The organism is Rhodococcus sp. PML026 (assembly GCF_000963615.1).
Taxonomy (GTDB): domain Bacteria; phylum Actinomycetota; class Actinomycetes; order Mycobacteriales; family Mycobacteriaceae; genus Rhodococcoides; species Rhodococcoides fascians.
Genome location: NZ_KQ031370.1, coordinates 199,638 through 212,620 on the forward strand (window position 1 = coordinate 199,638; position 12,983 = coordinate 212,620).

The 12,983-nt window shown below is 63.6% G+C and carries 11 protein-coding genes; 7 read left to right on the forward strand and 4 right to left on the reverse strand.

What is annotated here, in order from left to right:
* Positions 1-6: 6 nt before the first annotated feature.
* From VF34_RS05490 to VF34_RS05510, 5 genes are read left to right on the forward strand one after another with little or no spacing between them, the layout of a single operon-like run.
* Positions 7-1,032: a sugar-binding transcriptional regulator gene (locus VF34_RS05490; protein WP_045841024.1), complete on the forward strand. Its 1,026-nt coding sequence runs from the start codon at positions 7-9 to the stop codon at positions 1,030-1,032.
* Positions 1,029-2,381, forward strand: coding sequence for an ABC transporter substrate-binding protein (locus tag VF34_RS05495; RefSeq protein ID WP_442970610.1), 1,353 nt, complete (start codon positions 1,029-1,031; stop codon positions 2,379-2,381). Before VF34_RS05490 ends, VF34_RS05495 begins: the two co-directional genes overlap by 4 nt.
* Complete coding sequence (locus VF34_RS05500; RefSeq protein ID WP_027495336.1) at positions 2,378-3,328, forward strand: carbohydrate ABC transporter permease; 951 nt, start codon at positions 2,378-2,380, stop codon at positions 3,326-3,328. The genes VF34_RS05495 and VF34_RS05500 overlap by 4 nt, the downstream gene beginning before the upstream one ends.
* Entirely contained in the window at positions 3,328-4,194 is an 867-nt protein-coding gene (locus VF34_RS05505; RefSeq protein ID WP_032367120.1) for a carbohydrate ABC transporter permease, read from the forward strand. Before VF34_RS05500 ends, VF34_RS05505 begins: the two co-directional genes overlap by 1 nt.
* Before the next feature lie 11 nt (positions 4,195-4,205).
* Complete coding sequence (locus VF34_RS05510) at positions 4,206-5,312, forward strand: ABC transporter ATP-binding protein (protein WP_032374789.1); 1,107 nt, start codon at positions 4,206-4,208, stop codon at positions 5,310-5,312.
* On the opposite strand, the gene VF34_RS05515 is transcribed toward VF34_RS05510, so the two are convergent.
* Positions 5,309-5,782, reverse strand: a complete 474-nt coding sequence (locus VF34_RS05515; RefSeq protein ID WP_052718596.1) for a DUF3995 domain-containing protein — start codon at positions 5,780-5,782, stop codon at positions 5,309-5,311. The two genes, VF34_RS05510 and VF34_RS05515, sit on opposite strands and share 4 nt — an antisense overlap.
* Before the next feature lie 77 nt (positions 5,783-5,859).
* Between VF34_RS05515 and VF34_RS05520 the strand changes: the two genes are divergently transcribed.
* Complete coding sequence (locus VF34_RS05520) at positions 5,860-7,575, forward strand: AMP-binding protein (protein WP_442970611.1); 1,716 nt, start codon at positions 5,860-5,862, stop codon at positions 7,573-7,575.
* 288 nt (positions 7,576-7,863) lie between these two features.
* Here VF34_RS05520 and VF34_RS05525 read toward each other — a convergent pair whose 3' ends face one another.
* From VF34_RS05525 to VF34_RS05535, 3 genes are all read right to left on the reverse strand, one after another.
* Complete coding sequence (locus VF34_RS05525; RefSeq protein ID WP_032375057.1) at positions 7,864-8,649, reverse strand: alpha/beta fold hydrolase; 786 nt, start codon at positions 8,647-8,649, stop codon at positions 7,864-7,866.
* Positions 8,650-8,713: 64 nt separating this feature from the next.
* A complete protein-coding gene (locus VF34_RS05530) occupies positions 8,714-10,333 on the reverse strand; it encodes an ABC-F family ATP-binding cassette domain-containing protein (RefSeq protein WP_032374790.1) in 1,620 nt (539 codons plus the stop codon).
* Positions 10,334-10,466: 133 nt separating this feature from the next.
* Positions 10,467-11,012, reverse strand: a complete 546-nt coding sequence (locus VF34_RS05535; protein WP_032374791.1) for a hypothetical protein — start codon at positions 11,010-11,012, stop codon at positions 10,467-10,469.
* 91 nt (positions 11,013-11,103) lie between these two features.
* Here VF34_RS05535 and VF34_RS05540 point away from each other — a divergent pair, with 91 nt between their 5' ends.
* On the forward strand, positions 11,104-12,933 hold the full coding sequence (locus VF34_RS05540; RefSeq protein WP_045841027.1) for a penicillin-binding transpeptidase domain-containing protein: 1,830 nt from the start codon (positions 11,104-11,106) through the stop codon (positions 12,931-12,933).
* Positions 12,934-12,983: the final 50 nt, after the last annotated feature.

Sequence of the window (12,983 nt, forward strand, 5' to 3'; positions counted from 1 at the left end):
GGCGTCATGGACGGATCGGAGCCCGGCGGGGCGAAGTCCGCGCGGTCGGGAGAAGATCTCCGGCTGGCTCTGCGCGCCGCCACCATGTACCACCTCGAAGGTGCGACGCAGGCCGAGATCGCCGTGAAGCTGGGCGTCTCGCGCCCGACTGCAGGACGGTTGGTCGCGCGGGCTCGTTCCCAGGGGCTCGTGACGATCGAGCTCAACGTCCCCGACGATCTGCAGGGCACCGTGCATGCGGATGTCGAGCGTGAGCTCGAAGCGAAGTTCGGACTCACCGAGGTGTTGGTCGTCTCGGACGTCATCGACGGCACGGACACCGGCTACGGATCCCTCGGCCGAGCGGCAGCGACGTTGCTCTCGCGTCGACTCAAGGATCGCGACGTCCTGGGGTTCACCTGGGGCCCCGAAACGGTGGCGGTGGCGAGCTCGCTGAAGACCCGATCCACCAAATGTGCTGCGGTGGTACAACTCGACGGCTCCATCACCTCGGCCGACTATCAGACCGGTGTCGAGTACACACTCGGACGGTGCGCTGCGTACCTGCAGGCGACACCCATCAGGCTCAACGCGCCGCTGTACGCCGATCAGGCGACAGTCGTTGCGTTGGAGCAGGATTCCGTGATCTCTCGCGCCCTCAAAGCCGGGACCGATGCCGATGTGATGATGTACGGCATCGGTCCCGTTTCCACGTCCACCACCTTGTTCGAGGGCAGCTTCATCGACCTCGACGTGCTCGAAGAATTGCGCCGCCTCGGTGCAGTCGGCGAGATCGGCGGACGGTTCTACGACGCCGACGGCATCGATACCGGAGGATCACTCCCCGGCCGAACCGTGTCGGTGGGGCTCGACGCCATCAGGGCGTGTGATCGGGCTGTGCTTGTCACCGGTGGGCAACGTAAACACGAGGCGCTCCTCGGTGCTCTGCGCGGCGGACTGGCCTCGATCCTGGTGACCGACATCGAAAGTGCACGCTGGCTCGTTGCGCAAGCTCCTGCAACGGCGACCTCCAATGGAAAGGTATTTCAGTGAGGGTTTTACCGAAAGTGGCTGTCGCGGCATCGCTGGCGACAACCTTGGCGCTGTCCGGCTGCGCCGGAGCCGGCTCGTTCGGTGGTGACGGTGACGGCAAGACGATCACCGTCGCGATCGTCTCCAATTCACAGATGTCCGACGCCATTTCGCTCGCTCCGGAGTTCGAGGCGGAGAATCCCGGCATCAATCTGAAGTTCGTGTCGCTGTCGGAGAACGAGGCGCGGGCCAAGATCACCGCCTCGGTCGCCACCGGCGGCGGCGAGTTCGACGTGGTGATGATCAGCAACTTCGAGACCCCGCAGTGGGCCGAGAACGGCTGGCTGACCAACCTGTCCGAGTACGCCGACGCAACACCGGGCTACGACGAGGACGACTTCATTCCCACCCTGAAGGAGTCGCTGTCGTACGAGGGGAGCATGTACTCGGTGCCGTTCTACGGCGAATCCTCCTTCCTGATGTACCGGAAGGACCTGATGGAGGCTGCCGGCATCACCATGCCGGAGGAGCCCACCTGGCAGGAAGTCGCCGACGCCGCCGCGAAGCTCGACAGTCCTGATGTCTCGGGAATCTGCTTGCGCGGCAAGCCCGGTTGGGGTGAAGTACTCGCCCCGTTGGATACCGTCATCAACGCATTCGGTGGCCGGTGGTTCGACGAGAACTGGAACGCACAGCTCAACAGCCCAGAGGTGGAACAGGCCGTTCAGTTCTACGTCGACCTGGTACGTGAGCACGGTCAGGCAGGCGCAGCGACGAGCGGTTTCAGCGAATGCGGAACGCAACTGTCGCAGGGAAATACGGCAATGTGGTACGACGCCACATCTGCAGTGTCGGTCCTCGAAGACCCGACGTCTTCGAACGTCGTCGGCAAGATCGGATACGCCAAGGCACCGTCGGCCGCCAAGGGCGACAACGGGTGGCTGTACTCCTGGGCCCTCGGAATCCCGAAGACGTCCGAGAATCCCGACGACGCCTGGAAGTTCGTCTCGTGGATGACCAGCAAGGAATACCTGAACAAGGTCGGCAACGAATTGGGTTGGGAGCGAGTGCCTCCCGGCAGCCGTCTGTCGACCTACCAGATTCCCGAATACGAGGAGGCGTCCGCTGCGTACGGTCAGGTCACCCTCGATTCGATCAACGGCGCGGATCCGAACAATCCCACTGTGGATCCGGTTCCGTACACCGGAGTGCAGTTCCTGACCATCCCCGAGTTCCAGGACCTCGGAACCCGTGTCAGTCAACAGATCAGCGCCGCAGTAGCAGGACGAATCAGCGTCCACGACGCGCTCGAACAAGCGCAGCAATACGCCGAAGTGGTCGGTAAGACGTACCAGGAGGACCAGGGATGACCACCACCGCAACACGATCGGCGCAGGCCGATTCCGAGGAGTTCGTACCGAGACCGAGGACGATCTCCAAGGCCGAAGGGTGGCGTCGCCGCGGCCCGCTGCTGCCGGCCATGGTGTTCGCCATTCTCGTCACCCAGGTTCCGTTCCTGTTCACGTTGTACTACTCGACGCAGTCGTGGAACCTCGTGCGACCGGGTTCGCAGAAGTTCAACTGGCTCAACAACTATGTGGCAGTCTTCCAGGACAGTCAGTTCCGTGAGGTCGCCCTCAACACGGTGATCATGATCGTCGGAACCGTCATCATCTCGGTGGTTCTCGGGTTGTTCCTGGCTCTGCTGTTGGACCGGAAGTTCATCGGCCGCAGCCTGATTCGCACCCTACTGATCACCCCGTTCCTCATCACCCCGGTCGCCGGCGCGTTGATCTGGAAGACCACGATGTTCGATCCCGTCTTCGGCCTGATCAACTTCGCGCTGAGCCCGTTCGGTGTCGATCAGATCGACTGGGTCTCGCGCTACCCATTGCCCGCCGTCATGGCGAACCTGATCTGGCAGTGGACCCCGTTCATGATGCTGCTGATCCTTGCCGGCCTGCAGTCGATGCCGAAGGACATCGCCGAGGCGGCACGGGTCGACGGGGCAGGGCCGATCAAGCTCTTCCGTGAGCTGACCCTCCCGCATCTGCGCCGATTCATCGAGCTCGGTGCGGTGCTCGGGGCCATCTATCTGGTCAACACCTTCGACGCGGTCTACATGATGACCTCCGGCGGACCGGGTGTGGCGAGCGCGAACCTGCCGTTCTACATCTACCAGCGAGCGTTCCTCGGCTTCGACATCGGTCAGGCCGCGGCCATGGGCGTCGTCACCGTCGTGGCCACCATCATCGTCAGCACCCTGGCGCTGAGACTGATCTTCAAGAGCTTCAGCGGAACCGAGGAGGCTGCGTGATGAGTACCGCAACTGTAGACAAGACAACTACTCCCGCGCCGATCAAGCGCAAGACCAAGTGGGGCCCGGGTTCCATCTGGTCCTTCGTCGCCTGGGTCGCAGGCATCGCGTTCTTCTTCCCGGTGCTGTGGATGGTCCTCACCGGTTTCAAGCAGGAGGCCGACGCCTACTCCGACCCGCCCAAGCTGTTCTTCACACCGACCCTCGATCAGTATCGAGGCGTCCTGGAGAGCGGCATCGGCACGACGTTGCTGAACTCGGCGTTCGCGACCGTCGTCTCGACGATCTTCGTTCTGCTGCTGGGTGTTCCGGCCGCCTTTGCTCTGTCACTGCGACCGGTCAAGAAGACGAAGGACGTGCTGTTCTTCTTCATCTCCACCAAGATGCTGCCCGTCGTCGCCGCGATCGTCCCGTTGTACGTCATCGTCGGTGACATCGGAATGCTCGACAACATCTGGACTTTGGTCGTGCTGTACACCGCGATGAATCTTCCGATCGCCGTGTGGATGATGCGATCGTTCTTCCTCGAGGTACCGAGCGAACTGCTCGAAGCCGCCAGCATGGACGGCGCGTCCCTGTGGACCTCGGTGCGTGAGGTGATCCTGCCGCTGGTCTCTCCCGGTATCGCTGCGACGTCGCTCATCTGCGTCATTTTCTCGTGGAACGAGTTCTTCTTCGCCGTCAACCTCACTGCCGTTCAGGCTCAGACGATTCCGGTCTACCTCGTCGGATTCATCACCGGCCAGGGCCTGTACTGGGCCCAGCTTTCCGCTGCTGCGACGTTCGCAGCACTTCCCGTCGTCCTTGCCGGATGGTTCGCGCAGAACAAGCTCGTGCGCGGCCTGTCCTTCGGCGCAATCAAGTAGGAGAAAGTCTCATGGCTGCAATCACGTACAAGAAGGCATCCTGCGTCTACGAAGGTGCCGACAAGCTCGCCGTCGATTCACTCGACCTCGACATCCAGGACGGCGAATTCGTCGTGCTGGTCGGGCCTTCCGGCTCCGGCAAGTCCACTGCTCTGCGGATGCTCGCCGGTCTCGAGGAGATCGACGGTGGTGCCATCGAGATCGGTGGCAAGAACATGGTGGGTGTGCCGTCGAAGGATCGGGACATCGCGATGGTGTTCCAGAATTACGCCCTGTACCCCAACAAGACCGTCGGGGAGAACATGGGTTTCGCCCTGAAGATGCGTGGTGTGTCCCTCGAGGAGCGCACGAAGAAGGTGGCCGAGGCCGCGAAGATCCTCGACCTCACCGAGTACCTGGATCGCAAGCCCGGCAAGCTCTCGGGTGGTCAGCGTCAGCGAGTTGCCATGGGGCGTGCCATCGTTCGTGAGCCGCAGGTGTTCTGTATGGACGAGCCCCTGTCCAACCTCGACGCGAAACTGCGAGTCCAGACGCGAACTCAGATCGCGGCGTTGCAGCGTCGACTCGGCACCACGACGGTCTACGTCACGCACGACCAGGTCGAGGCCATGACGATGGGTGATCGCGTTGCCGTGTTGCGCGGTGGCAAACTGCAGCAGTTCGCCTCTCCCACAGATCTGTACGACAACCCCGTCAACGCATTCGTCGCCGGCTTCATCGGTTCGCCTGCAATGAACCTGATGACGGTTCCCATCGGCTCGGGTGGCGTTCAGATCGGCTCGTTCCTGCTTCCGCTCGAACGCGACGAGCTGACCAAGCTCGCGAGCCTGGGTCTCGACAACGTCACCGTCGGGCTACGCCCGGAGCAGCTCGGCATCGTGCACGGCGGCGGCGAAGGCTTCGAGGGCAAGGTGGATCTGATCGAGGAACTCGGCAGCGAGTCGTACCTCTACGCACATCTCGACGACCCGAAGGTCAAGGGGCTCGACGGCGGGCCGGTCTCACTCGTCGCGCGCTCGGCCGTCCGAGCTCCGGCCAAGATCGGCGAGAGCATCGGGCTGACGCGACTCGACGGTGCGATCCACCTCTTCCACCCTGAGACGGGGGAGCGCATCTAACGCGGTTGGTACGGGGCTTTTCTCGACAGGATCAGTGCCGTCAGAAGCGCTGCGCCCCAGAGCAGGAAGATGCCGTCGAAGAACAGGTGACCATACTTGACTGATCGGTTCTCGTCCGAGACGACCAATCCGATCACCGCTCCGATGAACGACGCACCGCCCCAGAGAATCAGCAGTACCGAGCCGGGCCAGGATATGCCGAAGATCAACGACGGCACCCTCGTCCGGTTCTGTGCTGCCAGGCGCGGCCGGTTCAGATAGGCGAGGGCCGGAAGAATTGCTGCGGCGAGTTTGACGAGGGCAAGCACCAGCAGTGCCGTTCGTGCCGTTGCCGGTTCGGAGTCGGCCCACTCCGTGGCGAAGGCACCGACGGTGTCGAGCATCCATCGACCACCTGCAGCCCAATAGGCGGAGAACGCGGCGTGAATGATCCCCAGTACGCACGCGATCGCAAAGAATCGGATGGCCACGGTGATCGAGGCTAGCCGAGTTGCCACCCCCGTTCAGGGGTAGCGAGGAATTGTTCATCTCCCCTACCGTGGCGGTGATGGGCATCACAGGCGCAGGAGGAAACATGGTCGACTCGGCATATACGGCATTCAGAAACGCACGCGATCTCTTGCTCGATACCTACGGCGACTACGACCGTGCGGTAGCGACTTTCGAATGGCCGTCGTTCGGCGAGACGTTCAACTGGGCCATCGACTGGTTCGACGCGATTGCCCGTGGCAACGACGGCACCGCGCTGTGGATCGTCGAAGAGGACGGCAGCGAGGCCAAATACAGTTTCGACGACATGGCGCGTCGCTCCGATCAGGTGGCTCGTTGGCTCGAACTGCAGGGAATCGGCCGCGGCGACTCGGTGATCCTGATGCTGGGCAACCAGGTGGAACTCTGGGAGTCGATGCTCGCGGTGATGAAGCTCGGAGCGGTGCTGATGCCGACGACCACGGCGATCGGGCCCGCCGACCTGACCGACCGAGTAGTGCGCGGCAATGCGCGCGCCGTGATCGTGAACCCCTCGGACACCGGCAAATTCGACGACGTGCCCGGAGACTATCTGCGAATCGCCACTACCGCCCACGATGGTTGGATCGACTATTCGGATGCCCGCTCCGTCGAGGCCAGGCCGTTCGAGTCCGTCACCGCACCCACCGACCGCCTGCTGATGTACTTCACCTCCGGTACCACCAGCAAGCCGAAACTCGTCGAACACACTCAGATCTCCTATCCAGCAGGGCATTTGAGCACGATGTACTTCCTCGGACTACGCCCGGGCGACGTGCACCTGAACATCAGCTCGCCGGGCTGGGCCAAGCATGCGTGGAGCTGCTTCTTCGCACCGTGGATCGCCGAGGCGACCATCTTCATCTACAACTACGGCAAGTTCGACGCGAAGGCATTGCTCGAGCAGATCCGCCGGGCCGAGGTGACGACGTTCTGCGCGCCACCGACCGTGTGGCGCATGCTGATTCAGGCAGACCTTGCCGGCGGAGGTGGTTCACTGCGTGAGGCAATCGGTGCCGGTGAGCCGCTCAACCCAGAGGTGATCTCGCGGGTGCAGCAGGACTGGGGCCTGAACATCAGGGACGGCTTCGGCCAGACCGAAACCACTGCGCTGGTTGCCAATACGCCGGGTGCGGTGCTGAAGTCCGGATCGATGGGCCGGCCACTGCCCGGTGTCCCCGTGGTGATCGTCGACCCCACCACCGGCGAACTGGCCGACGAGGGCGAAATCTGTCTCGACCTGGCCCAGAATCCGTTCAACCTGATGACCGGCTATCTCGGGGACCCCGAACGCAACGCTGCCGTCATGGCCGACGGTTACTACCACACCGGTGACGTCGCATCGCGGGACTCCGAGGGCTACATCACCTACGTCGGCCGCACCGACGACGTCTTCAAGGCCTCGGATTACAAGATCTCCCCGTTTGAGCTCGAAAGCGTGCTGATCGAACACCCCGCGGTGGCCGAGGCGGCCGTCGTTCCGGCTCCCGACGAGACGCGGTTGGCCGTCCCCAAGGCGTACGTTGCACTCGCAGCTGGCTGGGAACCCAACGAAGACACGGCATTCGAGATCCTGAAGTACGCCCGCGAGCACCTGGCCCCGTTCCTGCGAGTTCGGCGTATCGAGTTTCTCGAGCTACCCAAAACTATTTCGGGCAAGATCCGCCGCGTGGAATTGCGCGCCCGTGAGGACGCAGCCGTCGGACCACTGGACAGCGAGTGGCGTGACGACCAGTTCCCCGCGCTGAAGAGGTGAGGTGAGCGCCCATTATTGGCTGCTGGAGGCGGGATCCCGATTCTGGACGGGAATTGTGGACGCTGAGCTCAGTTGTGGGTGGGGCTGGCAGGGGCGGTTGTCGTAGGTGATGTGAGCGCCCATTATTGGTTGTTCGCGGCGGGATCCCGATTCTGGAGGCGAATTGTGGGCGCTCAGATCAGTTGTGGGTGGGGCTGGCAGGGTCGGTAGTCGTAGGTGACGTGAGCGCCCACTATTGGCTGCTCGCGACGGGATCCCGATTCTCGACGCGAATTGTGGGCGTTCAGATCAGTTGCTCCAGAACCGCTCGAGGAATTCGAGCACCTCGTCCGATGCGGCCATCGTCGTCGCATGGTCGAATCCGCGAACGATGTGCAGTTCGGAGTCGGGCACCAGGGCGGCAGCGGCACGGCTGTCGTCGAGCCGGGTTCGATCCTCGCTGCCGACGTAAAACAGCGACGGTGGGGTGAAGTGCTGCAGGACGTCGTCGGGTAGACCGGGATCGGCGTCGCATGCTCGGATGTACGCGGCCATGGCCTGAGCATCGTTGGCGGAGAATACCGCTCGTGTTCCTGGGTCGATGGGGAACATGCGGTGCTCGTTCCATGCCTCGAGGAACCCGTTCATGCCGCTGCGCTCCAACACGTCCGCGCAGCCCGGGAAGAACAGCCTGTCGAACGCTCCCGCCTGAGCGCCGTGACTACCGCCGCCCACCGCGAGTGAACGCACGCGTTCGGGCCTCGCCGCCGTCAACGCGAGACCGGCCCGCGCACCGAACGAATAGCCGAGATAGTCGACGGTCGGAGCGCCGACCGCGTCGAGAACCGACGTCAGATCTCCGACGATATTGGCCATGGCATAGGCGTCGGGAGTATGGGGCTTCTCGCTGCGGCCATGACCGCGACTGTCGACCAGTATGAGCTGCCGAGTCCCGCGCAACGCCTTCACATATCCGAACGTCCGCCAAATCGTGTGCGTCAGGAAACTGCCGTGCACCATCAACAACGGCGGCCCGGACCCCACCACCGTGTACGCGATCTGCGTCCCATCATCTGCATTCGAGGCGTATTCCACCTTCCGATTCTGACCCTGGAAGTCCACTCAACGTGACATTGACCCCCGAAAAGGCCACCGAACGTCACATTGACTCCTCCCGGGTGGGTGTTTCCTCGGCCGAGTCGGCCGAGTCGGTGGGCTGGGCGATCGGCGTCAGGTCGATGGTGCGGGTAGGGGCGATCGCGTCGAGGAACGGGCGATCGTGGCTGGCGATGATCAGTGCACCCTCGAATGTGTTCAGTGCGTCGATGAGGTGTTGGCGGCTGGTGATGTCGAGGTTGTTGGTGGGCTCGTCGAGCATCAGTAGTTTCGGTGCAGGCTCGGCCAGCAGGATTCGTGCCAGTGCGGCTCGCAGTCGTTCGCCTCCGGAGAGGGTGGAGACGACGGCGTCGGCGTCGGATCCGCGGAAGAGGAATCGTGCCAGTTGTCCACGGATCTGTTCGGCGGTGGCGTGCGGTGCCACGTCGGCGATGTTCTCGGCAACGGTGCGTGATTCGTCGAAGATGTCGAGGCGTTGCGGAAGGTATTTCCATGGCACTTCGGCCTCGGCGGTGTCGAGACTGCGCAGCAGGGTGGTCTTGCCACTTCCGTTCGGCCCGACGAGTGCGATGCGTTCGGGACCGACGATGTGAACGTCGTCATGAGTCAGAACTACCTGTCCCGGATGAACTTTCGTTGCGGGCAGGTCGACGCGTATCTCGCGGTCGTCGCGCAGGAGATCCTCGGCGGCAGACAGTGACGTTCGGGCATCGTCGACGCGGTCGCCGTGGGTACCGCGTAGTTTGCCGGCCGATTCCTGTGCGGCCCGCTTGCGTCGGCCCGCAAGGACCGGTGGTACGCGCTTCTGCTCCGCCATCTTCTTGCCGTAGCGCAACCTGCGATCCAGTTTGATTTGTGTATCGACCAATTCGCGTTCCTGCTTGCGCACGTCGTTCTTGGCGTCTCGGACGCTCGCCCGAGCGGCTTTCTGTTCGGAGTCGATCACGGATCGGTAGTGCGTGTAGTTTCCACCGAACAGGCGTACTCGGGAGGTGCCGCTACGTTCGGCGCGGACCTCGGCGATGGTATCGACACGATCGAGCAGTTCGAGGTCGTGGCTGCAGACGACGAGCACCCCCGAGTATCCGTCCACGGCCGCATACAGTCGTTCTCGTGCAACGCGATCCAAGTTGTTCGTCGGCTCGTCCAACAGCAGTACGTCTGGTTCGGCGAGCAACTGCGCGGTGAGAGCCAGCAGCATCGCTTCGCCACCGGACAGCGTGCCGACCGGTCGATCCAGGTCGTCGAGGGTGCCGACGATGCCGCCCAGACCGAGCTTGTTCAGCAACGCCAGCGCGCGCTCCTCGACGTCCCAGGAGGATCCGACGATGGCGAAATCGTCATCGGAAGATGTACCGGATTCGATGCGATGCAATGCCTTTCGGACCGAATCGATGGCCAGCGCGCGATCCACCGGGAGCTCGGGGTCGAGTGCGATGTCCTGACGGAGATAACCCAGGACGCCGGGCATCGAGATCGAACCGCGCTGCGGCGTCAGTTCTGCGGCGAGCAATCTCAGAAGGGTCGACTTTCCGGCACCGTTCGATCCGACGAGACCTGTTGTGCCGCTGGGGAAGATGGCCGACAACGCGTCGAACACGGGGTCGCCGTCGGGCCAGGAGAACGTCAGATCGGAGACAGAGAGGGAAGATGAACGAGGCATGGATGCTCCAAAGGTGTGCGTGCGGTCGAACTGCAGGCGTCTAGAACCTTTGGAAGAGCAATGGCCTCTCCGAATCTGTGGGCAACAAGGCGATCTCCACGCTAATGCCGAACGTGGGCAATTCGCAAGCGATTTAGACCGAGGGTCCCTTCTTGCGTAGTTCGTCCACTGTCGACATGGCTCCGCGCAGTTCGTCCAACCAGTCCTGCGTGTGCTCGCCGACCAACTTCACGGCCCACGACAGAGCGTCTGCACGAGACCGCGCGACTCCGGCATCGACGAGGGTGTCGAGGACGCGTCGTTCGGGCTGACGCAGGCGGGTCATGACCGGGACGGCCAGATGGGTGAATAGGACTACCTCGGAATCGGTCCGAACGCCCCAGGCGACCTTGCGTCCGTAGCGCTTCTCGGCCTCGTCGGCAATCTGCATGCGCTCGGCCCGGGTGCCTTCTCGGAATCGGGCGATGCGGCCTTCGGTGGCGGCAGGTGAACTGCCCTCCTCGGTGGCCAACGTCCCGACCACAACGATCTCTTCGCGATCCACCTCGACCGACGCGGTGCCCTCGAACCAGCTGTCGGGCAATCTGCCGCCGAACCAGTCGCCGGCATCGGTGGCGTCGGGAACATCTGCGTGCTGCCAGCCGCCGGGGCGACCGAACGAGCGTCCATTGGGTTTCATGATGACTCCTCTGTAGGTTTCGTAATACTGATTACATGATTACACCTCATCCTCGGTTCGCGCCACCGCCGATTCGTCGGAGGCCTGGGGCATGATCGACTCCGTGCGCACAACGAGAAGACCGACGACTCTGGCCGCAATCGTGTCCGTACTGGCGCTGGTGGTCGCTGCCTGCGGAAACAGTGGGCCCGATCAGCCGCAGACGGTCGCCGAGCAGTTCGCGGCCGCCGTCAGCAGCTCGAACATCGATCAGGCAGCCGCGCTGACGACCGATCCCGCGGGCGCGAGCGCCGCTCTCACCCAGCTGTACGACGGGCTGTCCGGCGGCGGAACGGTGACCGCCACTCCCGATTTCGAGGCTGTCGACGCGAACGAGGATGCGGGCACGTTCACGCTGAACGCCGATTGGCGCTTCTCGACCACCACCGACGGCACGGCGGAACCGGACGGCCAGCCGAAAGAGTGGAACTACACGACGTCTGCGACCGCGGCAGAGACTCCGCAAGGGTGGAAGATCACCTGGGACCCGGCCATCTTGGTCCCCGGACTCACGGCCGATTCCTCGGTCCGATTCACCCCGACCGACGCGCTCGTCGCGCCCAGGGTTTTCGATGCCAACGGCGGCGAGCTCATGTCGCAGCAGGTCGTCACCCTCGTCAACGTCGATGCGACGGCCGATCCGGTGGCCGTCGCAGCTCTCGTCGGATCCGTCGTTCCCGGGATCACGGCCCAGTCTGTTGCGTCGTCCGTTGCTGCTGCACAAGGCAATTCAGCAACCATAGTCTCGCTCCGTCAGGCGGATATCGATCCCATCGGAGCGCAGCTCGCGGCCGTTCCGGGAGTCACCCTGGCACCACAGACTCGGCTGCTGGCCACCGATCGCAATCTTGTCTCGCCGGTTCTCAGCGACCTGACGACGCTGTGGGAACAGGAGCAGGCGGCCAATCGGGGCTGGGCGATCCAATCGGTCGCTGCCGACAACACCGTCACCCAGCTTGCCGGTCGCGATGCCTCCACCGGTGACGACATCGCGACCACCGTCGACTCGGCGTTGCAGATCAAGGCCGAGAACGCCCTGGCGTCGGTGCCGCAGCAGGCTGCGATCGTCGCGCTTCGGCCGTCTACCGGAGAGGTTCTCGCCGTCGCGCAGAACGCCGCAGCGGATGCGGAGGGCCCGATTGCTCTGACCGGTCTCTACCCGCCCGGGTCGACCTTCAAGACGGTGACCACCTCGGCTGCTCTGCAATCCGGTGCCGTCACCCCCGACACCGTGGTGCCGTGCCCGGCGACGGAAAACATCGAGGGACGTCAGATTCCCAACGACGACAACTTCGCGCTCGGCGACGTTCCACTGCACACTGCCTTCGCGAAATCGTGCAACACGACGATGGGCCGACTCGGCGTCGCCCTGCCGCCGAACGGTCTGACCGACGCGGCCGCGCAGTACGGCCTCGGCGTCGACTACGTGACCCCGGGCCTGACGACCGTCACCGGTTCGGTGCCGTCGGCCGACACCCCGGCGCGGCGCGTCGAATCCGCCATCGGCCAAGGGCAGGTGACTGCGTCACCGTTCGGCATGGCGCTGGTCGCGTCGTCGATCGCGAACAACGGATTGCTCCCGCCGACGGTCGTCTCGGGTAAGCCCGGCGTGGGAAACATGCAGCCGGCAGCGGTGAACCCACAGGTCACCGAGCAGATCAAGGCCATGATGCGCGAGACCATCACCGGTGGTACGGCCACGGCACTGAACGACATTCCGGGGCTGCTCGGCAAGACCGGAACCGCCGAATTCGGGCCGAACAACGAAGGAGCGCACGGCTGGTTCGTCGGGATCTCCGGTGAGCTCGCGTTCGCGGTCTTCGTGAACAACGCGGGAAGTTCGGCACCCGCCATCGAGGCTGCAGGACGCTTTCTGAGGTAACAGCCCGAGGTAAACGGACCACTCCGTATCTCAATCGTGACCGGCTCGTA